This is a genomic window from Kosakonia sp. R1.Fl, from assembly GCF_023516815.1.
GTDB lineage: Bacteria > Pseudomonadota > Gammaproteobacteria > Enterobacterales > Enterobacteriaceae > Kosakonia.
In genome coordinates, this window is sequence record NZ_JAMGSQ010000001.1 from 3,255,399 (window position 1) to 3,280,533 (window position 25,135).

39 protein-coding genes are annotated in these 25,135 nt (G+C 53.6%); 11 read left to right on the forward strand and 28 right to left on the reverse strand.

Translation table 11 applies throughout. The features are described from left to right. Positions 1-160: 160 nt before the first annotated feature. A complete protein-coding gene (yodD, locus tag M8Q36_RS15270; protein WP_017458383.1) occupies positions 161-391 on the reverse strand; it encodes a YodD family peroxide/acid resistance protein in 231 nt (76 codons plus the stop codon). Positions 392-518: 127 nt separating this feature from the next. On the opposite strand from yodD, the gene dsrB reads away from it, so the two are divergent. After that, positions 519-707: a protein DsrB gene (gene dsrB, locus M8Q36_RS15275; protein ID WP_017458382.1), complete on the forward strand. Its 189-nt coding sequence runs from the start codon at positions 519-521 to the stop codon at positions 705-707. Between the two features lie 41 nt (positions 708-748). On the opposite strand, the gene rcsA is transcribed toward dsrB, so the two are convergent. The 14 genes from rcsA to fliF form a co-directional block, all read right to left on the reverse strand. After that, the gene (gene rcsA, locus M8Q36_RS15280; protein WP_017458381.1) at positions 749-1,372 is read right to left on the reverse strand and encodes a transcriptional regulator RcsA; all 624 of its coding nucleotides are present in this window, start codon (positions 1,370-1,372) and stop codon (positions 749-751) included. Between the two features lie 276 nt (positions 1,373-1,648). Then, positions 1,649-2,446 (reverse strand): flagellar biosynthetic protein FliR, encoded by a 798-nt coding sequence (gene fliR, locus M8Q36_RS15285; protein WP_017458380.1) that lies wholly within the window; start codon positions 2,444-2,446, stop codon positions 1,649-1,651. A gap of 8 nt (positions 2,447-2,454) precedes the next feature. Then, entirely contained in the window at positions 2,455-2,724 is a 270-nt protein-coding gene (gene fliQ / locus M8Q36_RS15290; RefSeq protein ID WP_017458379.1) for a flagellar biosynthesis protein FliQ, read from the reverse strand. A 9-nt stretch (positions 2,725-2,733) separates the two neighbouring features. After that, positions 2,734-3,471 (reverse strand): flagellar type III secretion system pore protein FliP, encoded by a 738-nt coding sequence (fliP, locus tag M8Q36_RS15295; protein WP_017458378.1) that lies wholly within the window; start codon positions 3,469-3,471, stop codon positions 2,734-2,736. Then, entirely contained in the window at positions 3,471-3,845 is a 375-nt protein-coding gene (gene fliO, locus M8Q36_RS15300) for a flagellar biosynthetic protein FliO (RefSeq protein ID WP_017458377.1), read from the reverse strand. The genes fliP and fliO overlap by 1 nt, the downstream gene beginning before the upstream one ends. 7 nt (positions 3,846-3,852) lie before the next feature. Next, positions 3,853-4,269 (reverse strand): flagellar motor switch protein FliN, encoded by a 417-nt coding sequence (gene fliN, locus M8Q36_RS15305; RefSeq protein ID WP_020454200.1) that lies wholly within the window; start codon positions 4,267-4,269, stop codon positions 3,853-3,855. After that, the gene (gene fliM, locus M8Q36_RS15310) at positions 4,266-5,270 is read right to left on the reverse strand and encodes a flagellar motor switch protein FliM (protein ID WP_017458375.1); all 1,005 of its coding nucleotides are present in this window, start codon (positions 5,268-5,270) and stop codon (positions 4,266-4,268) included. Before fliM ends, fliN begins: the two co-directional genes overlap by 4 nt. Positions 5,271-5,274: 4 nt before the next feature. Beyond that, a complete protein-coding gene (gene fliL / locus M8Q36_RS15315) occupies positions 5,275-5,742 on the reverse strand; it encodes a flagellar basal body-associated protein FliL (RefSeq protein ID WP_017458374.1) in 468 nt (155 codons plus the stop codon). Between the two features lie 103 nt (positions 5,743-5,845). Then, positions 5,846-7,120, reverse strand: coding sequence for a flagellar hook length control protein FliK (fliK, locus tag M8Q36_RS15320; RefSeq protein WP_249881440.1), 1,275 nt, complete (start codon positions 7,118-7,120; stop codon positions 5,846-5,848). Then, positions 7,117-7,560, reverse strand: coding sequence for a flagellar export protein FliJ (fliJ, locus tag M8Q36_RS15325; RefSeq protein WP_017458372.1), 444 nt, complete (start codon positions 7,558-7,560; stop codon positions 7,117-7,119). Before fliJ ends, fliK begins: the two co-directional genes overlap by 4 nt. A 19-nt stretch (positions 7,561-7,579) precedes the next feature. Next, positions 7,580-8,950 carry a flagellar protein export ATPase FliI gene (fliI, locus tag M8Q36_RS15330; RefSeq protein WP_249881441.1) on the reverse strand — a complete coding sequence of 457 codons (1,371 nt, stop codon included), beginning with the start codon at positions 8,948-8,950 and terminating at the stop codon, positions 7,580-7,582. Beyond that, positions 8,950-9,666 (reverse strand): flagellar assembly protein FliH, encoded by a 717-nt coding sequence (fliH, locus tag M8Q36_RS15335; protein ID WP_249881442.1) that lies wholly within the window; start codon positions 9,664-9,666, stop codon positions 8,950-8,952. Before fliH ends, fliI begins: the two co-directional genes overlap by 1 nt. Beyond that, a complete protein-coding gene (gene fliG, locus M8Q36_RS15340; protein ID WP_017458369.1) occupies positions 9,659-10,657 on the reverse strand; it encodes a flagellar motor switch protein FliG in 999 nt (332 codons plus the stop codon). Before fliG ends, fliH begins: the two co-directional genes overlap by 8 nt. Continuing rightward, entirely contained in the window at positions 10,647-12,347 is a 1,701-nt protein-coding gene (fliF, locus tag M8Q36_RS15345; protein ID WP_249881443.1) for a flagellar basal-body MS-ring/collar protein FliF, read from the reverse strand. Before fliF ends, fliG begins: the two co-directional genes overlap by 11 nt. A gap of 225 nt (positions 12,348-12,572) precedes the next feature. Between fliF and fliE the strand changes: the two genes are divergently transcribed. Next, the gene (gene fliE, locus M8Q36_RS15350; RefSeq protein WP_017458367.1) at positions 12,573-12,884 is read left to right on the forward strand and encodes a flagellar hook-basal body complex protein FliE; all 312 of its coding nucleotides are present in this window, start codon (positions 12,573-12,575) and stop codon (positions 12,882-12,884) included. A gap of 29 nt (positions 12,885-12,913) precedes the next feature. Here the strand turns inward: fliE and M8Q36_RS15355 are convergent, their stop codons facing one another. From M8Q36_RS15355 to M8Q36_RS15410, 12 genes are all read right to left on the reverse strand, one after another. Then, positions 12,914-14,212: a site-specific integrase gene (locus M8Q36_RS15355; protein WP_249881444.1), complete on the reverse strand. Its 1,299-nt coding sequence runs from the start codon at positions 14,210-14,212 to the stop codon at positions 12,914-12,916. Then, the gene (locus M8Q36_RS15360; protein ID WP_249881445.1) at positions 14,209-14,502 is read right to left on the reverse strand and encodes an excisionase family protein; all 294 of its coding nucleotides are present in this window, start codon (positions 14,500-14,502) and stop codon (positions 14,209-14,211) included. Before M8Q36_RS15360 ends, M8Q36_RS15355 begins: the two co-directional genes overlap by 4 nt. A 27-nt stretch (positions 14,503-14,529) precedes the next feature. Next, the gene (locus M8Q36_RS15365; RefSeq protein WP_249881446.1) at positions 14,530-14,805 is read right to left on the reverse strand and encodes a hypothetical protein; all 276 of its coding nucleotides are present in this window, start codon (positions 14,803-14,805) and stop codon (positions 14,530-14,532) included. A gap of 73 nt (positions 14,806-14,878) precedes the next feature. Next, positions 14,879-15,265 (reverse strand): hypothetical protein, encoded by a 387-nt coding sequence (locus tag M8Q36_RS15370; RefSeq protein ID WP_249881447.1) that lies wholly within the window; start codon positions 15,263-15,265, stop codon positions 14,879-14,881. A gap of 1 nt (position 15,266) precedes the next feature. After that, entirely contained in the window at positions 15,267-15,836 is a 570-nt protein-coding gene (locus M8Q36_RS15375; protein ID WP_249881448.1) for a hypothetical protein, read from the reverse strand. Beyond that, a complete protein-coding gene (locus M8Q36_RS15380) occupies positions 15,833-16,210 on the reverse strand; it encodes an HNH endonuclease (protein WP_249881449.1) in 378 nt (125 codons plus the stop codon). Before M8Q36_RS15380 ends, M8Q36_RS15375 begins: the two co-directional genes overlap by 4 nt. 2 nt (positions 16,211-16,212) lie before the next feature. Then, entirely contained in the window at positions 16,213-16,521 is a 309-nt protein-coding gene (locus M8Q36_RS15385; protein WP_249881450.1) for a hypothetical protein, read from the reverse strand. Positions 16,522-16,523: 2 nt separating this feature from the next. After that, positions 16,524-17,018, reverse strand: a complete 495-nt coding sequence (locus tag M8Q36_RS15390; protein ID WP_249881451.1) for an ead/Ea22-like family protein — start codon at positions 17,016-17,018, stop codon at positions 16,524-16,526. Position 17,019: 1 nt separating this feature from the next. Continuing rightward, positions 17,020-17,436 carry a hypothetical protein gene (locus M8Q36_RS15395; protein WP_249881452.1) on the reverse strand — a complete coding sequence of 139 codons (417 nt, stop codon included), beginning with the start codon at positions 17,434-17,436 and terminating at the stop codon, positions 17,020-17,022. After that, positions 17,429-17,902 carry an SAM-dependent methyltransferase gene (locus M8Q36_RS15400; protein WP_283946085.1) on the reverse strand — a complete coding sequence of 158 codons (474 nt, stop codon included), beginning with the start codon at positions 17,900-17,902 and terminating at the stop codon, positions 17,429-17,431. Before M8Q36_RS15400 ends, M8Q36_RS15395 begins: the two co-directional genes overlap by 8 nt. A gap of 20 nt (positions 17,903-17,922) precedes the next feature. After that, positions 17,923-18,699 (reverse strand): hypothetical protein, encoded by a 777-nt coding sequence (locus tag M8Q36_RS15405; RefSeq protein ID WP_249881454.1) that lies wholly within the window; start codon positions 18,697-18,699, stop codon positions 17,923-17,925. Further along, on the reverse strand, positions 18,690-19,232 hold the full coding sequence (locus M8Q36_RS15410) for an HD family hydrolase (RefSeq protein WP_249881455.1): 543 nt from the start codon (positions 19,230-19,232) through the stop codon (positions 18,690-18,692). The genes M8Q36_RS15405 and M8Q36_RS15410 overlap by 10 nt, the downstream gene beginning before the upstream one ends. A gap of 510 nt (positions 19,233-19,742) precedes the next feature. Here M8Q36_RS15410 and M8Q36_RS15415 point away from each other — a divergent pair. Continuing rightward, entirely contained in the window at positions 19,743-20,027 is a 285-nt protein-coding gene (locus M8Q36_RS15415) for a hypothetical protein (protein WP_249881456.1), read from the forward strand. A 281-nt stretch (positions 20,028-20,308) separates the two neighbouring features. Here M8Q36_RS15415 and M8Q36_RS15420 read toward each other — a convergent pair whose 3' ends face one another. Then, positions 20,309-20,965 carry a LexA family protein gene (locus tag M8Q36_RS15420; RefSeq protein WP_249881457.1) on the reverse strand — a complete coding sequence of 219 codons (657 nt, stop codon included), beginning with the start codon at positions 20,963-20,965 and terminating at the stop codon, positions 20,309-20,311. Positions 20,966-21,064: 99 nt separating this feature from the next. Here M8Q36_RS15420 and M8Q36_RS15425 point away from each other — a divergent pair, with 99 nt between their 5' ends. From M8Q36_RS15425 to M8Q36_RS15460, 8 genes are all read left to right on the forward strand, one after another. After that, positions 21,065-21,262, forward strand: coding sequence for a Cro/CI family transcriptional regulator (locus tag M8Q36_RS15425; protein ID WP_131409057.1), 198 nt, complete (start codon positions 21,065-21,067; stop codon positions 21,260-21,262). Between the two features lie 25 nt (positions 21,263-21,287). Next, entirely contained in the window at positions 21,288-21,749 is a 462-nt protein-coding gene (locus M8Q36_RS15430; RefSeq protein ID WP_249881458.1) for a YmfL family putative regulatory protein, read from the forward strand. A gap of 239 nt (positions 21,750-21,988) precedes the next feature. Continuing rightward, positions 21,989-22,180, forward strand: coding sequence for a DUF4222 domain-containing protein (locus M8Q36_RS15435; RefSeq protein ID WP_249881459.1), 192 nt, complete (start codon positions 21,989-21,991; stop codon positions 22,178-22,180). Beyond that, positions 22,164-23,102, forward strand: a complete 939-nt coding sequence (locus tag M8Q36_RS15440) for a conserved phage C-terminal domain-containing protein (protein WP_249881460.1) — start codon at positions 22,164-22,166, stop codon at positions 23,100-23,102. The genes M8Q36_RS15435 and M8Q36_RS15440 overlap by 17 nt, the downstream gene beginning before the upstream one ends. Continuing rightward, positions 23,099-23,530, forward strand: a complete 432-nt coding sequence (locus M8Q36_RS15445) for a PerC family transcriptional regulator (protein WP_249881461.1) — start codon at positions 23,099-23,101, stop codon at positions 23,528-23,530. Before M8Q36_RS15440 ends, M8Q36_RS15445 begins: the two co-directional genes overlap by 4 nt. Next, positions 23,524-24,399, forward strand: coding sequence for a DNA adenine methylase (locus tag M8Q36_RS15450; protein WP_249881462.1), 876 nt, complete (start codon positions 23,524-23,526; stop codon positions 24,397-24,399). Before M8Q36_RS15445 ends, M8Q36_RS15450 begins: the two co-directional genes overlap by 7 nt. Positions 24,400-24,408: 9 nt before the next feature. Beyond that, positions 24,409-24,747, forward strand: a complete 339-nt coding sequence (locus M8Q36_RS15455) for a LexA family protein (RefSeq protein WP_249881463.1) — start codon at positions 24,409-24,411, stop codon at positions 24,745-24,747. After that, positions 24,744-25,133 (forward strand): RusA family crossover junction endodeoxyribonuclease, encoded by a 390-nt coding sequence (locus tag M8Q36_RS15460; protein WP_249881464.1) that lies wholly within the window; start codon positions 24,744-24,746, stop codon positions 25,131-25,133. The genes M8Q36_RS15455 and M8Q36_RS15460 overlap by 4 nt, the downstream gene beginning before the upstream one ends. Positions 25,134-25,135: the final 2 nt, after the last annotated feature.

The window sequence follows — 25,135 nt, forward strand, 5'->3', positions numbered from 1 at the left end:
CAGATGTATCTGCTAATTCATTGATTTATAGTTATTTCTTGTCTTGTGGATGTTTTATCTATAAAGTTGTCCCCACATCAGATTCCCTGGTGTACGAATTTTAAGTGCTTCTTGCGAGAGCAAGTTTGTCCCGGCCGTTTCGGCGGCCGGGATGTTTTCTTCAGCGATTCGCCTCCGTAATACTGAAGTCATGCACGTCCAGTTCAAATGCTTCCGCCAGTTCCCGCCAGGTATGATATTCCCGACCATCCACGCTTACGCGCTGGCCATCTTCGTCATCGACGCGATGCACTTCACTTTCGCTGATTTCGTTAATTGCAGCCAGCAGGGCATCGACATCAATATGCACGTCCCGCTTTGCGGTCTCGCTATACTCTTTGACTGTTTTCACGCCGTCACCTCCTTCATAAATGCAGTGTTAAGTATAGTCGGTAGAAAAAATCGCCAGCTAAACGCAAGCACGCTGTCAGGGCAACGGTTTTGTTCTACACTGGCGTAAATGCGAGAGGAGGGTACTTATGAAGGTTAACGATCGGGTTACGGTCAAAACGGACGGGGGTCCACGCCGTCCGGGGGTGGTATTGGCTGTCGAAGCGTTTAATGAAGGTACGATGTACCTGGTCTCACTGGAAGATTACCCGCTCGGGATTTGGTTCTTTAATGAAAAAGACCACCCGGACGGCGTATTTGTAGAACGTGCAGATTAATATTTCGCCCTCCGCCTGGAGGGTGAATAGAAAAAATACCTTCAACGCATATTAACAAATATACCAGTGGTAACATTATCTGTTAGTCGTACTACATGATATATAACCTGCTTATTATGCGTTTTAATTTTTCTTTTAATATTACCCTTATGTGATGATACCGTTTTCGCTTTAATATTCATCTGATCGGAAATTTGAATCGTATCCTGCCCGGACATCCACATTTTCAACATGCTTGACTCGGTACGACTTAGCGAAAGTGTTGGTAAGTTAATGGTCCCAACGCTTTTTTTCTCTTTGTTGAGACAATCTCCCAGAATATTATCCAGCGACTCAGGCTTGATTGATTTAGAACTAATCAATAAGTTTTTGCGAACCAAAAGATATTCGTCAAAGTGGATATTGGCGATAGCCATAAACACAATAAAAAGTGTACGAGGATGCTGATTAATGACTTGCTTAATGTGTTGACTGCTGCTTGGGTCATGAATAAAGCAGTCCTCATTAATAAACACCACGGTTGGCTGGAGTGTGGCGCAAGCTGATTCGAGTTCATCAACAGTCTGGATGTCGTTGATATCTCGCTTTTTAACCCCCCGGCTTGTCAGATACCCTGTTAATCCCAACCGGGTATAACTGCATAAATCCATAATAATCGTTGACATGGCATACCCTCACTCAATGCGTAACGATAATTCACCACCCGCCAGAAGCTTCAGAAGCCATACAGGAAAAACTTATATTACTGAAGTACGACGCGAAACTTCAGGCGAACCCACTATCCCGTAAAGTTAGGTATAATTTGCCAGGAATCATCTTAAAGTAAAGTAAATGTTGCGTTATGTGAGAAGGCTAAAAACAAATAAGCCGCGCCAGATATATGGTGGGGGATGTTTTTCAAATTTAACTTTAGGAATATCCTCAGAAAGGCATTACTAAAGTCAGGGATTACTATTCTGCGGAAGTTCGCTAACAATATCAGCTAACAGATTGAAAATCTCACTGAATAATCGCTCACAATAAGGGGCGATCAACGGCATCATTGCCGCCATCAGTAAAATCCCAACGCTTAACGTAACGGGAAAACCAATCACGAACACCGACAATTGCGGTGCCATGCGGTTCAGTAAACCCAGGGAAAGGTTAATGGTCAGCAGCAAGGTAATAACCGGTAACGCCAGCATCAACCCATTGAGGAAGATCATGCCCGCCGCACGCGTCAGCGCCAGGTACGCATTGCTGTTTACCGGATTACCACCAATCGGCAAGGTGTGGAAGGTATCGACCAGCATCGAGATTAGCCACAAATGTCCGTTGAACGTGAGGAACAGCAGCAGCGCCAGCATATCGAGGATGCGCGCCAGCACCGGCATGTTTAAGTGGCTGGTGGGATCGACAAAGGTGGCAAAAGAGAGACCCATTTGCAGGCCAATCAGCTCACCGGCGGTACGAATGGTCGCAAAGGCGAACTGCATCGTAAAACCGAGCGCAACGCCAATCAGGATCTGCTGCAGCGCCAGCCAAAGTGCCGCTGGCGCGAATACCGGTACATCCGGCGTGGGCGGCAAGGTGGGGGCGATCACGATAGTAATCACAATCCCCAGCCCCACTTTTATCCGACGCGGAATACGCGATTCGCTGAGGATCGGCGCGGTCATAATTAACGCCATCACGCGCAGCAGTGGCCAGAAATACATACTGATCCAATGCAGCCACTGATCGCTGGTGACGTTCAACATAAGTCGGCTTACCCGATGATATAAGGAATGTTGTTGAACAGGGTGCGCATGTAATCAAGCAGTAAATTCAGCATCCACGGCCCGGCAACCACAATCGTGACAAACACGGCGATGATTTTCGGGATAAAGGAGAGCGTCATTTCGTTGATCTGCGTTGCCGCCTGCAAAATACTGATAACCAGGCCCGTGACCAGCGCAACCAGCAGCAGTGGGGCAGCGAGCGCGAGTGCGACTTTCATCGCCTCGGTGCCCATCATCATGACCGATTCTGGTGTCATGGCTTACTCCTAACTGTAAAAGCTCTGGGCGAGCGAGCTGACCAGTAACTGCCAGCCATCGACCAGCACGAACAGCATGAGTTTGAACGGCAGGGCAATGGTGGCAGGCGGTACCATCATCATCCCGAGCGCCATCAGGACGCTGGCGATCACCAGATCGATAATCAGGAACGGAATAAAGATCGTAAAACCAATCTGGAATGCGGTTTTCAGCTCGCTGGTGACATAAGCGGGTAGCAGAATACGCATTGATACGGCTTCCGGCCCCTGAATCGGCGGGCTATTAGAGAGACGGGCAAACAGCGCCAAATCGGCTTCGCGCGTCTGGCGCAGCATAAATTCACGCAGCGGTTGTGCGCCGCGTTCCAGCGCCACATCGACAGAGATTTTATTTTCGCTAAACGGCTGATAGGCGTCGGTATAAATCTTATCGATCACCGGGGACATAATAAAAAAGGTCAAAAACAGCGCCAGCCCAAGCAGCACCTGGTTCGGCGGAGCAGACGGTGTTCCCAGCGCGTTTCGCAGCAGGCCGAAGACAATGATGATGCGGGTAAAGCTGGTCATCATCAGCAAAATGGCGGGCAGGAAGGTGAGCGAGGTAATAAATACCAGCGTCTGCACCGGCAGCGACCAGCTCTGGCCACCACCGGCTATCGGCTGGCTAATCAAACCCGGAAGTTGTGCAAATGCCGCAGGGGCAACCAGCCATAATCCGGCCAGCGCAAAAGAGAACAAACGGCGCATCAGGATCTCCCGGAACGCTTAAGCAAATTCTTCATCACGGTCTGGAAATCCACATTTTTCACGTTCACGTCTTCACTTTCTGCGGGTGCGGGAGGAAGTTTGTGCAACAGATTGATGTTGGTGGGCGTAACGCCCAGCACCAGGCGTGCATCTTCAACATCCACGATCACCACGCGTTCACGCGGGCCAACCGTGGTGCTGGCGGTCACTTTTAAACCCCGGCCGCTGGCGGTTTTGCCGCCGAGGCCAAGGCGTTTGGCGAGCCACGCGATAATCAGAATTAACGCGATCATGCCAAACAGCGCGCCACTGACCTGCAACAGTGGCGAACCGGAAAGGGCAGACGGTTGGGAAACCGTGGCCTGTGTTTTCATGCTCGACTCAGCGGCTCAAACGACGCATACGCTCGGAAGGGGTGATGATATCGGTGATACGTACGCCGTATTTATCCGCAACGACCACCACTTCACCCTGAGCAATCAGATAACCGTTGATCAGGATATCCAGCGGTTCGCCCGCCAGCCCGTCAAGTGCCACCACGGAACCCTGCGTCAAACGCAGCAGCTCTTTAATTGTCATACGCGTACGACCCAGTTCCACGGTCAGTTTGACCGGGATATCCATAATCAGGTCGATATCCTGGAGAGTGCCGCCAACATCACCACCGCCGAGCTGCTGGAACACGGCATCGGCCGCGCTTTTCGTCGCGGGAGTGGTTTTTTGTTCGTTCAACGCGTCAGCCCACAGATCGTCCAGTGCTCCGCTGTTCTCATCGGACGGATTGTTCATATCACTCATTTGGGCTGTTCCTCATTCAGCGAATTCAAAATCGGGTTTATCAAGTGCTCTACACGTAACGCATATTGTCCGTTGACCGTACCATACTGGCTCGTTAGCACCGGTACGCCGTCCACATGAGCGATAATGCGATCGGGTTTATCAATCGGCAGCACATCGCCGGGTTGGAGCTTAAGTATCTGCGACAGGCGCAGGGGAATATCCGCGAAATTGGCAATCAAATTCAGTTCAGAGTGCTGAACCTGACGCACCAGGTTGTCACGCCAGTTCTGGTCTTCATTACGGGAGTTTTCCAGCGGCGGGTTAACCAGCGTTTCGCGCAGCGGTTCGATCATGCTAAACGGCAGACAGATATTGAACTCACCCGTCAGGTTGCCGATTTCAACATGGAACGGCGTATTCACAACAATGTCGTTTGGCGATGTCGTGATGTTGGTGAATTTTACCTGCATCTCCGAACGCACATATTCCACGTCCAGCGGGTGAATCGCCTTCCATGCATCGCTGTAGGCTTCAAGCGCCAGCTTCAGCATGCGGTTGATAACGCGCTGTTCAGTGTGCGTAAATTCACGGCCTTCCACTTTCGTTGGAAAACGTCCGTCGCCACCGAACAAGTTATCCACGGCGATAAACACCAGGCTTGGCGAGAAAACAAACAGGCCGGTGCCGCGCAGTGGTTTCAGGTGGATCAAGTTAAGGTTGGTCGGAACGGGTAAGTTACGCGCAAACTCATGATAGGGCTGAATGCGGATCGCGCCGACGGTGATATCCGGGCTACGACGCAGCAAGTTAAACAACCCCATACGGAACTGACGCGCAAAACGCTCGTTGATGATCTCCAGCGCTTGCAGACGCTCACGCACCACGCGGCGCTGGGTATTGGGATCATAGGGTCGAATATCGCTATCGCCGCCCATACCCGGTTGCGGATCATCACTCTTATCGCTGTCTCCGTTGAGCAGCGCATCGATTTCGGCCTGAGAAAGAATGCTATCGCCCATGTCTTTACCGCAAAATGAAAGCTGTATAAAGAACGTCAGTGACTTCCTGCTTCGGCTGTCCTGGCACTAATGGCGTTGCGATCGTCTCTTTAATCGCGGTAGCAAGGTTCTGCTTGCCTTCGTTGGTTGCAAGCTGTGCTGCGTCCTGACGTGAGAACAACATCAACAAGCGGCTGCGTACTTCCGGCAGATATTCGCTAAGTCTGGCGCGCGTAGCGTCATCTTTCAGACGCAGTGTGATACCGACATACAACACACGGTCAGCATCGCCCAGATTTACAGTGAAGGTGTCGAGAGCGAAGAAAACCGGCGCAGGCGGAGGAGGCGCTTCCACTTTTGCGTTAGCCGCAGGTTTCTGTTGCATACGCCAGTAACTATAGCCAGCGGTGGCGCAAGCTGCGAGTGTGATTAACACCAGCAGCGGGATCCAGATAGAGCGCTTACGTTTTTTGTTAATAGCGGAGTCAGTCATCTGTTACGGGCTTCCTGTTAATACTGCTTATGAGCTGATTATCCCGTGTCCTGCTCCCGTCAAAGGGTGGAAAAGACGGGGATAATCATGCTACCTCTGGCGTTTAGGCAAAGATGTCGACTGCGCCGTTGCCACGAGCCGCAGATTGCAGGCTCGCCGGGGCGACTAACGCGTCGCCATCATCTGTGCCAAACAGATCGCCTGCGCCCGAACGTGAAGCCTGTTGCTGTTGTTGAGAGGCCTGCTGTTGCTGCTGCTGACCGGCAAAAGACTCGCTGCTGATATTGCTCTGACCCAACTGAATACCGTTTTCTGCAAGCGACGTACGCAGCATCGGCAGCGCCGCTTCCAGTGCCTGACGAACATGGCTGTGCGCTGACACCATCTGCAACTGCGCCTGGTTATCTTCGAGCTTAATAGAAATCTGTACCTGGCCCAGATCTTCCGGATGCAGACGCAGTTCCGCGCTCTGCTGGCCCTGGCGGGTAAAGAGCGTGACATGCTGGCTGATATTCTGCTGCCACTCATGGCTACCCAGCGGGGCGCTGATCACCGGCGCGGCGACAGGCGTGCTGGCCTGCGCGGCGCTGGCGGTGGTGGTCACCGGTGCGATGCTGGCAGTGGTATTGGTGGTTTGCAGCGCATTGTCATTATCTTTCTTCACCGCCGCAGAAGAGGAGGCGAGCACCGCCGTCTGCTGGGCATCATCCGCTACATGGAACGGCGTGGTACCGGCAGCGCTGTCATTTTTCGCACTACCGCGCGGTAAATCAGTATCTGTCGTCAGTGAACTGGTATTCAGTGCGCGGTTTGCTGCTTTGGCCACATCAATACCGCTTGTCGCGGTAGCCGGTTGGGCGCTGGCGTTGTTTAACTGCGCAGCTTGTTGATGCGGGAGCATCGCCATCAGCGCGCTTAAACCTGCCAGTTCCTCATCGCTTAAATCGGTTTTGTTTTCGCTGTCACCCGCTTTCGCGGTTTTGCTTAACGCGGCCAGCACATCGGTTTTCGCCGCAGGCGTCAGGCCAGAAAACAGTTTTTGCACATCGGCGTCGCTTGCCGCTGATGCAGTCAGATCGCTTTTCGCGCTCTGCCGCGCCAGCAGTTCTGCCAGTTTTTGCGCCGGGGTTTGTGCCTGCGTCTCTTCGCCGGTGGCTGCGGTTGCTGCCAGGTTGCCTTTCGCCAGCTTGCCGCTCAGGGCTGCTGCTTGCAGATCGGCAAGCGTGATGGGTGCATCGCTCTCCTGTCCCTGGCCGCCGGTCATTGCACCCGTCAGCAGAGCGAGGAAATCTTGTGCAGAATCGCCGCCGCTTTTGCCGGCTTGCACACCGGTGGTGGCATCGGATTCTGTCATTAACAGTTTTGACAAGTTGATCATTCTATTTTCCTCAGGGACGCGCGCTGTGCAAATTCATCCATTTTTTTCTGATCGAGACGGTTTTCCGCCAGTAACGCCGCGGCGCTTTGTCGGTCCTGCAAGGTTTGCCAGGCTTGTAAACGTTGTTTCTTTTCACGCCAGCTACCCAGGGCACTATCGACTTTTTCATTCCACTGCGCTAACTGCTGGCGGTGCTGCTCAATCGCTTTTTCCAGCGTCTGAATAAATTGCTGATAATTCTGCCAGCGTTGGTTATCGATCCCCTGGCTCATGTTGTTATTCAGACTGCTGCGATACTCATGCTGATATTCAATCAGCATCTTTAATTGCTCTTCCGCTTGCTGGCAGCCGCGGCGCATCTCACCCAGTTTCAGTGCGGCGTCGTCGACTTCTTTCTCTGCCAAATCCTTTAGCGTCGTTAATGCGCTGTTTTGCGTCATAAGTCAGCTCTCCACTACCTTAGACTGTCGGGAAGATCAGCTCTAATGCCTGTATTGAATCTTCCCACCCGGCACGTTCAAAAATGCCCTGCTGCAGGAAGGCTTCCAGGTGTGGCCACAATGCGATGGCTTTATCCAGCATTGGGTCGCTACCGCGCGCATATGCGCCAACGCTGACCAGATCGCGGTTACGTTGGAAGCTCGACAGCAACTGTTTAAAGTTCCGGACTCTGGCGTAATGTTGTTCCGTAATTAACGCTGTCATCGCACGGCTGATGGAGGCTTCAATGTCAATGGCCGGGTAGTGACCGGCTTCCGCCAGGCGGCGAGACAAGACAATGTGCCCATCAAGAATGGCGCGTGCGGAGTCAGCGATCGGATCTTGCTGGTCATCCCCTTCGGTCAGAACGGTATAAAACGCGGTGATCGATCCGCCGCCGTGAATACCGTTCCCCGCGCGTTCCACCAGCGCCGGTAATTTGGCGAAGACAGAAGGGGGATAACCTTTCGTCGCTGGCGGTTCGCCGATAGCCAGCGCGATTTCACGCTGCGCCATGGCATAACGCGTCAGGGAGTCCATGATCAGAAGCACATGCTGACCGCGGTCGCGGAAATCTTCAGCAATGCGCGTCGCGTACGCAGCGCCCTGCATACGCAATAAAGGAGAAACGTCTGCCGGGGCGGCAATCACCACCGAACGTGCGCGACCATCCGCGCCAAGGATGTTCTCGATAAAATCTTTTACTTCGCGGCCACGTTCACCAATCAGCCCGACGACGATAACGTCGGCCTGGGTATAACGGGCCATCATGCCTAACAACACGCTTTTACCGACGCCGGAACCGGCGAACAGGCCCATACGCTGACCTCGACCGACGGTCAGCAGCGCGTTAATGGCGCGTACACCAGTATCGAGCACATGCTCAATCGCTGTACGTTGTAAAGGGTTAAACGGCTGCGTGACCAGCGCCCCGGTTTCACCGGTTTCTGGTGCAGGCAAGCCATCAAGCGGCTTGCCGCCGCCATCCAGTACGCGGCCAAGCAGGGCAGGGCCGAGCGGCAGTTGTTTACCGCTTTGCAAACCATCACCTAACACGCTGCGGGCATACACGCGCGCGCCAGGCAAAATACCTTCGACTTCTTCCAGCGGCATCAAAAACAGGCGCTGGCCATTGAAGCCAACCACTTCGCATTCGACTTCGCGCGTTTCGACACCGTCCTGACGCTCAATAATGCAGGTCGCGCCCAGCGGCAGCTGCAGGCCGGTGGCTTCCAGCACCAGCCCGGTCGCGCGGGTCAGTCGACCATAACGGCGCACAGCGGGCAGCTGCGCCATTTTGACTTCAAAGTTATCCAGCGTCGTTAGCCAGCGGGTCAAACGTGCGGTCATTAAACTACTCCCGGCGCCGCCAGACGGCACAGTTCCTGCCAGCGTGTTGCTACGCTGGCGTCGAGATCGCCTTCATCGGCGGATACTTTGCACCCGCCCGGATGCAGGGTCGGGTCGCCACGCAAACGCCAGCCGTGCAGGCTGAGGGTTGCGCCAAGCATCTCTTCCACGCGCTGCAAATCGTCCGGATGCACGCGCAACTGCGGTTTCCCGCTGAACAGCGGCTCCTGCTGAATTAAATGCTGGATCTGCTTAATCAGTGCGCTGTTATCAACAACCGGCACCTGGCCTAACACCTGACGCGCGGCTTCCAGCGCCATCTGCATCAGACGCGAGGCGATAACGCTGTCCAGCGCATCCAGCGTGTACTGGAATTCGCTGACCAACTGCTGCATACGCGCATGTATCGGCGCCTGTTGCTGGCGCGCCTGGTTCAGGCCATCTTCGCGCCCCTGTGCCAGACCTTCCTGGTAGCCGACGTCGTGACCCGCTTTGCGGCCTTCCGCCAGACCGGCGTTATACCCGGCGTCGTGCGCCTGCATCTGGATCTGCGCCAGCTGTTGTTGCAGCTTTTGCTCCTGGGATATCTCGTCTTCCTCGCCGTCCTCTTCAGCGGCTGACGACGACTCCTTCGTCAGCAGGGGAGCGAACTCGGCGGCCAGCGGGAGGGCCAGATCGTCCGGCTTCCAGACTTTCCACGGCAATTCATTAGACATAGGTATCCTCGCCGCTGCCAATTACCATCTCGCCGGTCTCCGCCAGACGGCGAACGATGAGCAGGATGGCTTTCTGTTCGTTTTCCACCTGAGACAGACGCACCGGCCCACGGTTGGCCAGATCGTCGCGCAGGATATCTGCCGCACGCTGCGACATGTTGCGCAGGAACTTCTCGCGCAACGGCGGCTCGGCGCCTTTGAGGGCGACCAGCAGGGATTCGGAATCCACTTCCTGCAGCAGGCGCTGGATGCTGCGATCGTCCACATCCACCAGGTTTTCGAACAGGAACATCTCGTCGATAATTTTTTGCGCCAGCTCGCCGTCGAACTCGCGAACGGCGGTAATAACGGCTTCTTCCTGCTGCGTTTTCATCAGGTTGATGATTTCCGCCGCGGTTCTCACGCCGCCCATTTTGCTGCGCTTGAGGTTCTGGCCGTCGAGCAGGTTGTTCAGCACTTCGGTCAGTTCCGCCAGTGCGGCAGGCTGTACGCCGCCGAAGGTGGCGATACGCAGCATCACATCGTGGCGCATACGCTCATCAAACAGCGCAAGGATATCCGCCGCCTGAGAACGTTTGAGGTGCACAAGGATAGTGGCGATGATCTGCGGGTGTTCGTCGCGGATAAGGTCGGCGGCGCTCTGCGGCTCCATAAAGTTGAGCGTTTCGATGCCGCTGGTGGTATCGCGCGTTTCGAGAATATCTTCCAGCAGGCTGGAAGCACGCTCTTCGCCGAGGGCTTTGACCAGCACCGAACGCAGGTAATCGTTGGCGTTGATGTTCAGCGCCGCGAATTGTTCCGCCTCGTTCTCGAACTCCTGCAGCACGTCCATCAGCTGTTTGTTGGAGATCTGACGTACGCTGGCCATCGCGGTACTCAAGTGCTGGACTTCGCGGGCGGAGAGGTGTTTGAACACCTCAGCCGCGCGATCTTCGCCAATGGTCATCAGCAGGATGACGCTTTTGTCCGTTCCGGAAAGATTATTGCTCATGTTCGTTACTCATCCACTGGCGAATGACCAGCGCCACGACGCGCGGATCGTTATCTGACATTTCGCGAATACGCTGGCTCATCACCTCGGCGCTCAGGCGCTGGTTAGAGCGACGCTGCTGGTTCTGTTCGTCTTTGCTGAGGCGAACTTCCACCGATTCTTCGATTTCTGCTCTGGCCTGTTGCGCTTCCTGCAGGGCTTTCGCTTCTTCCTGGCGGCGTACCAGCTGCGGACGAACCGCTTTACGCCACAGCAGCCACGCCACGATGAGCACCAGCAACCAGCGGCCTGCGGACATCAGCTGTTCGATAAACGACTGCTGCTGCCAGAACGGGAGCTGACCACCGAGATCGTCCGTTGCGTTGAACGGCGAGTTGACGACGTTCAGGGTGTCACCGCGTTTCTCGGTGTAACCCATCGCTTCGCGAGTCAAATCTTCAATCTGTTTAATCTGGTCGGCTGTCAGCGCGGCGGTTTTGCCACCCGGCAGCGAACGATAGTTAACCACCACCGCCACAGAGAGGCGCTCGATATCGCCGACATTCATTTTGGTGTGGCGGATCGTACGGTCGACTTCGTAGTTATTCGTTTCGTTATGCGTGGTGTTACGCGGCCCGGTAGTGGTGCTTGCCGTGCTCGTGCCTTGCTGACCTTGCGCATTTTGAGTCTGCTGACCGTTCTGCTGATTGGTCGCAGGCGTGGTGATCGGTGCGGTATTCGCCGGGGCAGGCTGGTTCGACAGCGCACCCGGAACGCCGCCAGGATACTGGCCGCCAATCTGCTCGCTGCTGTTTACCTGACGTGAACGCAGTACAGCCTGCGACGGATCGCCGCCGTTTGGCGTGTATTGCTCTTCCGTTTGCTCTTTATTCGCAAAATCGAGTTTCGCCGTTACCTGCGCGTGAACGTTGCCGTTACCCACGATAGGCCCAAGGATCGCTTCAATACGACGCTGGATACGCCCTTCAACGTCGGCGGTGTATTTTAGTTGTGCATCATTCAGATCACGTCCGGCAACGCCGGATTGGGTCAGCAGACGACCGCCCTGATCGACAACGGTCACGTTGCCCGGCGGCAAACCTGCCACCGCGCTGGAAACGAGGTGTACCACGGCGCTGATCTGGCCGTCATCCAGCGCGCGTCCCGGTTGTAAATTCACCGTTACGGACGCGGAAGGGGCTTTCTGCTCGCGCACGAACAGCGACGGTTTTGGCATCGCGAGGTGAACGCGTGCGCCTTTTACCGGGCCGAGTGCTTCGATGGTGCGTGCCAGTTCGCCTTCCAGCGCACGCTGGTAGTTCACTTGTTCGCTGAACTGGCTGATACCGAATTTTTCCTGATCCAGCAATTCAAAACCCACAGCGCCGCCTTTCGGCAGACCCTGCTGAGCCAGTTTCAGGCGCAGCTCCTGGACTTTATCGGCGGGAACTTCAATAGCACCGCTGCCGTCAGCAAAGCGGTAGGGGACGTTCATCTGCGTCAATTGGGTGACGATAGCGCCGCCGTCCTGATCGGACAGGTTGCTATAAAGCGTGCGGTAGTCCGGGCTTTTCGCCCACAGTACCATCGCAACAACAATGGCAACCGCTGCTGCAGCGGCCACCATGAGAGGAATTTTGGGGTTCGCGCGTAAGCGGTTAAGCCACTCAAGAGATTTATTCTGCGGTGCAGTTGTTGCAGTCGCACTCATTGCGCACCTCGTAACTCTGGGTGGATGTTGTTATTTGAGTTGAGAAACAAAACAGACTCCCGGGTCGGCAAACTCGACAAATGTCCATTAACTGGCAGTGTCATTATTTGATGAATCCGAATTTTCTATGCCTCAAATAACCTGGTTTTTTATCGCTATTTACCGCCATTATCCCATTGACAAGCTGTTAACCTTGTCAGGTATCAAACCATCCGGGGATTTACCATGGCTATACAGGGCATTGAAAGCGTCGTCAGTCAGCTGCAGGCAACTGCCGGGATTGCGCGTAATCAGAGCGTGGAAAGTGAACCGTCTATCAGCTTCGCCGGGCAACTGCATGCTGCGCTGGATCGCATTAGCGACACGCAAAACGCAGCGCGTACTCAGGCGGAAAAATTTACACTCGGTGAGCCGGGCGTAGCGCTGAACGACGTAATGACCGATTTGCAGAAATCATCGATTTCATTGCAAATGGGCATTCAGGTACGTAACAAACTGGTTTCTGCATACCAGGACATCATGAACATGCAGGTGTGACCAACCTAAGATACTGTTGCATAACAGTATTACAGATTGGATCCTACTGCCTGGGGCATGGGTGGGGCAAACGCTGACAATTTCTGGTTCAGAATTGCGATCTGATCCAGATTGTTGTCGGCCATCCATTTCCCATAAACTTTGTAAACCATCTGGGCGTCGGCATGTCCCATCTGGTTGGCTATGAAGTTCGGGTTAGCTCCGGCAGATAAAGACCAGCATGCATAAGTGTGTCGGGACTGGTATGCATTCCTGTGCCGTAGTCCCGCTTTTTTTAGTGCATCTCCCCAGATCTGATTTATCGAACTTACGGAATAGTGATGACCACACTTGCCGTTTATCGAACTGATTTGTGGGTTGAATACAAACGTGCATTTATGCTTGACCGACCTTCCAAACTCTCTCGTCATAACCTCAACTTCGTACTGCTTACCCAGCCTTGTCATTTCAGCCTGATTTCGCAAAATCTCTATCGCGGCGTCAACAAGAAAAACCTTCCGATCTGTGCCAGCTTCAGTTTTAGGAAATGTAAACTCGTTAGCCAAAGTATGATTTCTTGAAACCGTAACCACACCCTGAACGAGATCTATATCCTCCCAGGCAAGAGATACCAACTCACCGTGTCGCAGCCCGGTATAAATAGCCAGTGACCACATGTTTTTGACCTGCTGATGCCGTAGCGCATCAATAAGCCTGTCGAATTCATCACGACTAAGCGGATCTGGCTCAGAACGTGATTTTTTAAGTGGCAACATTCCATTGAACGGGCTTTCCTTTATATATCCACCATCAATTGCAAACTGAAACAGGCCATTTACCACGCCCATATAGTAATTGACCGTAGGGACAGATCGGCCTTTTACAGGTCTGGTATGTCCTTTCTTCAATATTTGATAACCCGTCAGCAATTCGCGCCGGAGGTTCAGCATATCCTCCTTCGTAAAGGATGAGATCAGCCTGTCTTTACCAAGGCGCGGAAGCATATTTCTCACCACTGACCGATACCTTCCGTGTGCATTCGCGCAGATTTCGACCTTCTTCAGCTCAAGCCAGCGCTCTGCAATTTCCTGCACTGTTATATGTGTTATCTGCCGATCTGAAACGCCAAACTTTGAAAGGTTAGGGGAGTTTGGAAAATGTGCTGCGTAATTAAATCTCCCTGTTTTTATTTCAAAGCAAACTGCCGCCCGCAATTCTCCCGCCATCTTTCTATTCTTTGGTGTATCGGTAACACCGAGATTCTCTCTGACCCTCCTCCCTTCGTAGATGAACCATATGCGTAGTGAACCGCCATGGTTTTCAACGCCTGTTGGGTATGTTTTATTCATTCACCCTCCTGACGCCCAAGAGCCTGACAAGAATAAACGGATTGTAATGACCGTGCACCTGGCTGTTTCTTTTTGAGGCTTTCAATCCACTGGTCAATAGCCTTGCGGTTATACATACATTCACTGTTCGGCTTCGGATCTCCATCAGGAGCGACATGCAGGTATTCACGACCAAGAAGCCATGACTTCTTACGTGCCACCTCTATTGTGCCGTGGCGCAGGCCAGTAATTTCAGTGAGCTTTTGCTCAGTCACCCATTCATTGGGGACAACGTAAGATTTTTCATTCATCCAGGTATCTCCACCGGCTGCAACCGGCTATTTCAATCTGTACGCACATGACGAGCAGCCAAGCCTGGCACCGTCGTTACATTTCAAACAAATTTCAGGCTCGCTGGTGGCCGGAGCCACCAGTTTCATGATCGGGGCAGGGACGAGCACTGGCATCGGCACGCGAAATATCTGCTGGCGCAGCGCGGCAATCTCATCGGCCTGTTCCATGACGCGGGTGTGAAGGTCTTTTGCTTCCTCTTTCCACCACCACAGATCTGCTTTAAGGCGGCGCATACGCCGCTGTTTGAGTTTGCTCACCATGGTAACCACCCAAGCTCATTGAGCGCGCCAGCCGCCAGCAGGACGAACATCACGGCGTCGAATGGGTTAGGCATCATTGCTTCACTCCCTGCTCAACGTTTTTCAGGTCGTTCTCGGCGAAGAGAATCAATGTTCTGGCAGAACGCAGCCGGGCCTTTGCATTCTTTTCTTCTCGCTCCAGGCTGGCCACTGATTCACGCATTTCATCGCGGCGGCGGTGCAGTTGCATAATTTCAGTGACAATATGCTCGCCATCAATGGCGCACCGCAGGATGTGTTCGAAAGGGTCAACGACGCATCCACAATTCAGGCATCGTATAACCCTGTTTGTCTCATCGGCTTCAACTGCACGATGCTTGCAGCGCTGCTGTGCGTACTCCTTACGGTCAGTCACTGTGACATTCAACAACTTCTCTTCGTCGCGCTTTGGCTGCACAAGTGGGATAACGTTGTCGTCCACCTCACACCTCCTGCTCAGGCGCTGCCGGGAGTGGCATCAGTGACAGCGCTATGCGAGCCAGTATGTTTTGTTCTGCACCAGATGCATCAGGCCCAGTGACGATGATTTGTAACAGTCGTTTCCGGGTGAACGTTGCCAGCAAATCCCCAGGCACCGTAGCCGCCGTTACAGGTTCGGCTTGCATGGCGGCGCGGCAGGCATTGAGCACACCGGAGGCATAAGCCATGTCCGTCGTGTAGCGCTCATTCCAGCATTGTTTCTGCCCGTTTCGATAAAGAGACTCAAGCGCTGATACCGCGTTGCGGAAGCATTCAGGCGCAGCCACCGGCGCTGGCGGTGCGGCGTAGAGGACATCTCCAGCTTTCAGATTAGTAGGATGCTTGATGTGCACGAAAAGCCGCCCCAAATCCTCACGAATATCCGCCACCGGCTCTCTGCTCATTCCCGCCAGCAGCATGCGGGCCATTGTTTCGACTTTACGCACAGAAACAGGTGCTATGCAGTCAGCATGATAGTTTCGACATTGCGTTAGCACTGTCTCTAACTCTTGCCGGCTCAGTTTTGCTGTCATACTGCCTCCTGCTGCTGATATTGTTCAAACCAGAACACCACTGGCGCGTTAGTTGGTTTAATTAGACCGAATGATTCAGCGGTGCGGTAACTTCTTGATGCCCGGCGCGTCACGTCAACCTGGGTAGCTATGCGACTGCGGAAGTCTTCAACGGTGCTGCACATTTTGAACAGATTGCATGGAATGCATGCTGGAACCATATTGCTGATGGTGTCATTTTCTGGCTTGTCCATTGCGTAGCCGTTACTGATATTTCTTCGTACCGCTTCAACGTGATCGGCATGCCATTTTTCGCCAAGCTCGCAACCACAATACGCGCAGCGGCCACCGAATTTCATTCGCAGCTCGGAGCGTTGTTTTTTAGTGAGCGCCATATCTATTCCCCATCAGGCTTTTTAATCGCGGCTTTGGTTTCACGCGAGGGATGACGATAATTCTTCCATTCGTCAGGCATCGTCATCAGCTTGCCATTCTCACCAATCGCCTGGACACGACAGCCCTTAACGCCGAAGGCATCAGTATTGATTGCCTCATCATATTGATTAAGCAACTCTGCCATTTTCTCCTGCCATTCTTCTGGCATAAGTTGCATGGCAACACGCGGCATCACCAGAAAACTCGCGTAACTAAGCCCCCACCACAATTCCAGATCTTTACGGTCAATTTCGTAATCTTCAGTTTGCATAATCACTCTCCCACATCCAGTTTGATGCCAGCGGCGGCAAGGTCGGCCTTGAAGCACTTTATGGCGTTCTGCGTGCCATCAGCAGTAATCGGTGTGCCGCCTGACATGTGCTGAACGGCTGCGTAATCGCAATCCGGCAACTTAACGCTAACTGTCCGCGCTTCCAGCTCTTCGCGAAGCTTGCCGATTGTCAGCAGTAAATCCTGGTTTTGTGCGTCACGCTCGTTGACGTATTTTTCCAGCATTTCGATGCGCTTCTTGTCGGCGTCACGCTCTGCCAGCAGGGCGAGGATGTTGGCTGGCGATGCAGTAGTGATGAATTCCGCATCACATTTCTCTAATGTTCTGGCCAGCATCCTCTCTACGCCACTGAGTGAGAATGGAGTCGCGGTGATTCCATTAAATCGGGTTGATGCGCGACGCCAGTTACCTTTTGTCGCTTTCTCTGCCGCCGCTTTCAGCTTCAGCGCCAGCTCGTCGTTGTTAGTCATGCTCATATCAGCGCATCCTCTCAAGTGTTACGCCAGCTTTAACCAGGTCGCGGCAGTGGCTAATTACCTCTGCGCGTGAAGCGCCTCGCCACGGTGAATAAAACGGCTCAAGGTCAGTGTCCTCTTGCCAGTCGTTCTCTTCCTGCGCAGCAGACATGCCTTCAAAGTCAGTGGTGTTGTCGATAAGCCAGGAGTAGAGAATCCAGTAACAATCCTCGCTGTCGTAATCTCCATAGAAATAATCGGGCCCGAACCAGACATGCCATTGCTGGTGAAAAACGTCCCCGCGATACCCGGTGAAATCTCCCTCTTCAAGTGAGAAGTCTTTCGCCTTGAAGTGAGGAAACAACGCCAGCAAAAGCTCTTTTGCGTTTTTAGATACCTTTTTCTCAAGGCGCGCGGTGGTGTGAGAGTGCTTAGCCATTGCTGCCTTCTCCTGCGTTGCCTTTCACGAATAACACCCAGTGCGTTTTGTCGGCTTTGCCGGTGCGCTGCCAGATGGCTGGCTTCTCGTCGGTCAGCGCGAGAATCTGGCTCACTGGTATCTGCGTTTCGTTCCATTTGAAAACGAGTACGCCGTGTGGCCACAGCACGCGGAAAGCCTCTTTGAAGCCGGCGCGCAGGTCATCGCGCCAGGTGTCTTTGTTCAGGCGTCCGTATTTTTTACCCATCCAGGCGTTATCGCCGACGCGCTCAAGGTGTGGCGGATCGAACACAACAACCGGGAAAGATGAATCAGCGAACGGCAGCGCGCGGAAGTCAGCTATCACATCCGGGTTGATAACGAGGCTACGCCCGTCGCATAGCGTGTGCTGCTCGGCGCGGATATCGCTGAACACTGCGCGATTGTCCTGCTTATCGAACCAGAACATGCGGCTGCCGCAGCACATATCGAGGATTGAAAGCTCGCTCACGATTGCACCCCCTTCACCTGCTCAGACTGGCTGCGGAGCTGGGCAGAAAACTCGCAAAGATTGATTGAGCCTTCTTCTGGGTAGTCTGCGGAGGAAACATTCAGGCCGTGAGTTTTACTACCGTCATCGTCTTCCACTTCGCCAACCCACAAAACCACATCTGTGAAATCGCCGTAGTTGTACCCACCATCGCCACCCTGAGAGCAAATGCACTCAACAGCGTCAGCATCCAGGTGAATTTGTTTTGGCATCAGCGCATAGCCTTCAGGAATGGCATTTGCTGCCCCTTCTGTGCGCAGGGAGGCGATTGCAGCGTCGGTGGCGGGAGCGCGCTGGCGCAGTTTTACCAGAGCTTCTTCTTGCGTTAGGAACCCATTACCGCCGTCATTGCTGGTCATGTTCCTGTCGTACCATGCCTGCAAACCATCAGGCGTCAAATCGTCAGGCATATCCGCAAATGCTTCGTCCGTGGTACCTTCAAGCCAGTCTTTTGCAGAACGGATATCACCCTGTGAAAGGCAAAGCAGGGCGGCCTGCGCGCCGAGCATTGTTCTGTGCATCATCCACGACGTATTTAATTCACGCGCTGCACAATGCAGGTTGAAGTCACTTTCCACAGCGATCCGCTTAACCTGCTCGCGTGATTCGCACAGCGCCGCAAACTGAACATCCAGGCGGTCAGCCATTTCAGTCATTAACTTCGATGCTGCTGGTGGCAGAGTAGGAGCCGTAACGCGGGCATCAGCGATCAGTTCTTTGGCATTCAGGCGCATTGGCGTGCCTCCTGCAATTCGTTAAAGCGATTCATGAAGAGGGCATAGGCTTGCCCTGGGCGGAGCGGGTTAATCTGGATCAGGTCGGTTGCCGGAATATTTTCCAGAATTGCCCAGGTAGTACCGTCGTCGATATCCAGATCACGGCGCTCGGTCGCAAGCATGGTGAGGTCTGCATATTTGACGACTGGCGTATGCTCGCGCGGCAACCCGAACTTTTGGCGGATCATTTCATCAACCAGAGCCTCGATGCGCTGGTAGTCAGGTAGCAGCGCTTTCAGTGGTGCGGGAATGTCCTGCACATAGGCTTCGGCAGCATCGTGCATCAGTGCTTCAAATGCGTTCTCAACCGGAACGATGCGGCTACACAGCACCGAATGCTGCGCTACGCTGTAGAATTCCGGCAGATGACCGTTAAAGCGGCAGACCTTAGACAGGGCATTGGCAATATCTTCGATATCAATGTCGTCGGTGGTGGCCGTCAGGTAGTCAAACTTTTTGCCCGTGTAGGTGCGAATAAAGGTTTCTTTCATTGCGTTGTATCTCCTTTGCGCGCTGCAACGCGCGATTTTTGGATGCACGAATCCCTCGCCGGGTGGCGATAATTAATGACAGTTCGCTTTAATAAACGCCCGGAGCAGGGCGCTTAATGAAGCGGGCGGCTGCAACCGCCTGTGGTATCTCCACATAATTGAAAGCGCGCTCCGGAAGGGGTTTGCATTAACGACCAGACACTCAGGGGAAGAGGCCGGAACGCGCTTACAGTTATGTAAAAAAAATGCGGCGCCCTCACGGGAAAGATCCGACGCCGCCAAAAACTACCAGTTGGCATTTATACTGTTGTGTGGTGCCAGACGCTTATCTTCTCGTTACTGTCGAAGCGGCTGCAATTCACCACAACTGGAAGCGCACTCCCGCTTAATCACACCTGCCACCCATAACTGATGAGAGAAGGAGTGCGCTTTCATGTTGTGTGCCTGGCTTTTAACCACATCAGGTTCGGTGGTTTCCTTGTGTTCTCACCCAATCAGAAGGACTCGAATATGGACACGGTGCTGCAGCAACAAATTAACCAACTGACTCTCGAAATTGCCCGCCTGAAAGAGGCTCAGGCAGTAGCCGAGAAAAACGTTGTAAACCTTGTCGCACGGTCTGAATTTACCGTTGCGCTGATCTCGGCTCTTATTTCCGACGGCACCATCAGCACCGATGATGCTGTGGATTTCATCAAGGAGGCTCCCGTCGAAATCACCGGTTACACTGAGAGCGTCGAGCAGGCCCGCCACACCGTTATCGAAATCCTCAGCTATCCGAGAGCACACTTTTAGCCGCCGCGTTTTACCGGACTCTTCCCGGTGGTCACACCTAATCGCCACGATGGTGAATCACTCAGGCCGAAGTACGGGGCTGGCTTGCACATTCCGGCTACCCGCTGGATCGGGATACTGTCAAAGGAATCCCCGGACCGCTAACGACGCATGTGCCATACGCCGACGAATTGAATGTAGGATAACTTACCTTGCCGTGTCAACATGAAAAGTAGGAAATCTTACATCGATGGGTAAAAAAAATGCCGCACTTGGCGGCTTTGGTTGAATTGCGGATCTTTTCAGAGGTCGGTAACAACCTGTTTAACGACGCCGACAATACGGCAGTTTCCATTTACCTCAAGCACTCGATAATTTGGATTCAAAGGGACAAGGTATTTCATCGGCCCATCGATGACGAATTTTTTCAATGTCGCCTCAGTGGAACCTTCAATCTGAGCTACCACAATCCGGCCGTTAACCTCGTATGGACTACCATAATCTGGATCAACTATCACCAAAGAGCCCTCTGGGATACTTGGCGCTCCATTTGGATTAGTCATTGAATCGCCACGTACTTTCAGCGCGAATCCCTCATCAGAGAGGTTTGCAGTGGTATAAATCCATTCAGAAACATCATTTTGTGTTATTGGCGATGCAGATTCAGTCCATTCACCAGCCTGAACCCAAGTCAGGACAGGGATTTGCTTCACTCCAAATTTATCTGTGGGGCTTAACGCTGGTGCATCACTTTCAGGATCACCAACACCAGCAATGAGCCATTGGGGATTGCATTTTAGAGCAGCAGCCAACGCCTGAAGGTTAGAACCACCAGGAGCATAATCACCAGATTCCCAGCCAGTGACAGTTACACGGTTAACGCCAACGAGCTTCCCTAATACAGCCTGAGTCAGCTTTAGCTCTTTACGGCGTGAGCGGATGCGATCATTCATTTTCATGTAGGCAATCCTACCATTTATCTATGTAGGAATCCTTGACCTCTATATGTAAGATATCCTACTATTCAGATGTTCCCATTTACTACATGAGAGGGTCATATGAACAAAGACGAAGTGCTTTCTTACTTCGGTGGCGTGAGCAACCTTGCAAGGCTGCTGGGTATTTCTCACGCATCAGTTTCAGGCTGGGGAAACGTAATTCCTAAAGGTCGCGCTTTTGAAATCCAGACCATCACCAACAACGCATTGAAAGTCGATCCGACTCTTTATGCAAAGCCTAACGAAACGGCCGCTTAATCGTAACTACCAAAGGAAAAACAAGATGGTAGAGCACAGCTTGAAAGAAGTGGTTAAGGCGATGTGTAAAGCCTATCCCGGTGGACGTGAAGCCATGGCCGGTGCGCTTGGCATGACCGCCACGCAGTTCAATAACAACCTTTACGAGAAAAACGGCTGCCGGTTTTTCGAAGTGACAGAGCTGGAAGCGATGGAGGACTTATCGAATACCTCATTCCTGGCTGATTACTTTGCGAAGCGCCGCGGCTGTCTGCTGGTGGAAGTTCCAACCTTTGAAGATCTCGATCGCGTCGACCTTTTCAGCAGGGCGATGCGCACCGCCGCAGCTCGCGGGCAGGTTGATCAGATTATCCAACAGGCACTAAAAGACGGGGTGATTGAACAGCATGAAGCAGAACTTATCCACGAATATCACCGCCGTCATATGGCTGCGCGTGAAGAAGAAGTCGCGGCCATCATCGAATTATTCAGCCGCAAAAAGAAGTGACGCCAGCAGGTTGCAGCCTCTGGCGTCGTGGCGTGTCGATCGTTGTGGAGATACCTACGCATGAACAGTTTAAACCGATATCGGCCAGCTAAGCAATTCCGCTGCCCACCGCTGGTGGGGCGTAATGCACCGTTCGGCTATGTGGAAAGAGTACGCGGTTGCGCAGATGCCAACAACTACCAGCGCGCCGCCGGAATGGTAGAGGAGTTTGCCACTATGAACGAGCAGGGGCGCGAAGAATGGCTGAAGTTAACCGGCGGTTCAGAGACCACCGCGGAATCCCGGTACGGGTTATCCGCTGGGAGCCAGAAAAGCAGCGCGTTATCTATCTTCGTGAAGCGCAAGGCTATGAGCATGAATGCTTCAGCCCGCTTGAGCAGTTCCAGCGTAAATTCAGAGAAATAAAGGACGACCATGAGCCAGATATTTGAAATCGTCCAGTCGCTGTCAGGGCAGAGAAACAGCATCACGATCCCTGTTCCTTACCTAGACTTCTTTTCCGGCGATCAGCAGGCGCATGCGCTTGGGGCAATACTAAATCAGCTTGTGTTCTGGTCAGGTAAATCAGATCTGAATGATGGTTGGTTTTACAAAGAGCACAGCGAGCTTGCAGCCGAAATCCGTGGTGTAAGTGAAGACCAGGTGCAGCGCCTCGTAAACAAGATTTGCACGCGCTGGCTTCATGGTGTGGTGGAAAAAGCACAGCGTCAGGTTAATGGCACCAAAAAAACGCATTACCGAATTGATGGTGATGCGCTGATAAATGCTCTCTTTCCTGCGAATCCAGTGGATTCCGCAGAATCGCGGAACGGGAAACGCGAAGTTGCGGAACCCATTACGCAGAATCGCGGAACCGAAACCGCAGAATCGCAGAACCCTAACCGCGAAGTCGCGGAACCTATTCTCTATACAGATCATTACACAGATCACCACAAACAGATCTCAAAACCCTCTTGTCAGGTTGCTGCGCAACCCGACCCCGAAGTGGCAATAACTGATTCTGCGATTGAGGTTCTTACCCATCTGAACCAGGTCAGCGGATCTCGTTACCAGAAATCACGGAGATCGCTTGAGCACATCCGCGCGCGTCTTCGCGAGGGGTTCACAGTCAATGACATGAAACTGGTTATCGACCTGAAGCACGAGCACTGGCGCGACAACGACGAGTTTTATCAGTACATGCGCCCGGAAACTCTGTTTGGGCCGAAGAAATTCGAAGGTTACCTTCAGCGCGCCACCAACTGGGAAGCGAAAGGCCGTCCGCTTCGCGAGACATGGGACAGGAAACGGGAGAGGGACATCAATGCCATTAGTTGCCCTGATACCACTATACCGCCGGGGTTCCGTGGATGAGCGCCTTTTCTGAAGTCCTCGAATACATCCAGCAAAACGGCGAATGCACCACTAGCGAGGTGTGTTGCGGCCTTGAACATCTGGATCTCAGAGTTGTACAGCGCACGCTTGAGCGCCTGGCGAGCATCGGCCAGTTAAAGCGCAAGCCGCTTGGCCGCTTTTTCCTGTATTACACCGACGCACCGATTGCCCCCAGCGAAACAGGCCGTCCGGTTGAACTGGCGAACAAGGCACTTGATCTGGAGGCAAGGGGCTTACGCCGTCGCGCTGCCACTGTATGGCTGGAAGCCTTTGACTGTGCAAAAACCCCACAAGCCAGAGCATGCTTCGCGCTGCGCCGGGCAAAGTGCCTGTCAGGAATGACGCGCGGCGTTGCTGATGGTGCCGGGAACCGCTGGAACGAAACCAATATCGGGGGGGCATGGTGAGCCAGGTAGATAATGTCATTACCATTGCCAGACCATCAGAAACGCCAGCACCACGCGCATGGCAGCGCCCGTTCCTCAAATGGGCTGGTGGCAAGTATTCACTGCTGCCGGAACTTGATCGCCTCATTCCGGCGGGTAAACGCCTCGTCGAACCATTCGTGGGCGGCGGTTCTGTCTTCATCAACTCTGATAAGCATGCAAGTTTCCTGCTGGCTGACGTAAACGCTGATCTGATCAACCTGTACCAGATGTTAGCCATCGTTCCGGAGCAGGTTCTGACGTTTGCCCGCCGCATGTTCACCAGTCTCAACTCTGAGCGCGGTTATGGGATTGTCCGGGAAGAATTCAACGCGCAGCGGATAGACAGCATTGAGCGTGCAGCAGCATTCCTGTACCTGAACAGACACTGCTTTAACGGCCTGATTCGATACAACCTCAGCGGGCAATTTAATGTCGGCTTTGGCAAGTACCGCTCCCCGTATTTTCCACAAGAAGAAATAAAAACCTTCGCCAACATGGCGCACAACTGCGTGTTTATGAACGCTGGTTTTCAGAAAACCCTGGCGCTTGCCGGTGAGGGTGATGTTGTGTACTGCGATCCGCCATACGAACCGATGCCCGGTACCGCCGGTTTTACCAACTATGCCGCCGGGGGTTTTACGTGGGACGACCAGCAGGCGTTAGCGCGCTGCTGTGTGGCCGCGCATGAGCGTGGCGCCAGAGTGGTGATCAGCAATTCCACCGCGCCTCGCATCATCGAGCTTTACAAGGGGCATGGCTTCGACCTGCACCATGTCAGCGCCCGCCGCGCCATATCGAGCAAAGGCAGCACGCGCGAAACCGCCACCGACATCGTGGCCATTCTCTGAGGGGGAACCGTGGAAGAACGTAAACCACTGACTGACCGGCAGCAGCAGGTGCTTAATGCGCTGGTGGATTTTCACAACGTGCACGGCTACCCGCCGACCTACACCGAGCTTTCGGCGCTGATTGGCGTCGCGTCGGTCAACGCTGCCTTTGAACACCTGCGCGCCCTGGTGAAAAAAGGCTACATCACGATTGCCAGCGGCACCGCGCGCGGAATCAAAGTGATTGGCGTAAACGACACGCTGGCGCTCGATGAAGCCGAGGAATTGATCCGCGCACTCCTGGCGGGTGAAGAAAGCTCGGCTGATCTGGCTCAGGAATGGCTGAAACGCAGAGGGTCCACGGCATGAAGCTGATTTTACCTTTCCCGCCGAGCGTGAACACCTACTGGCGCGCCCCGAATAAAGGGCCGCTTAAAGGCCGCCACCTTATCAGCGCCGCCGGGCGAAAGTACCAGAGTGCTGCCTGCGCGGCAATTATCGAGCAGCTACGCCGCTTGCCGAAGCCATCAACCGCACTGGCCGCTGTGGAAATAACACTCTTCCCACCTGATGAGCGTCTCCGCGACATCGACAATTACTGCAAAGCGCTGCTTGATTCGCTAACGCATGCCGGAGTGTGGGAGGACGACAGCCAGGTTAAACGCCTGCTGGTGGAGTGGGGACCGGTACAGCAGGGCGGCATGGTGGAGATCACGATCAGCAAGTTTGAACCAACAGCGGTTGCAGCCGCTTAAAG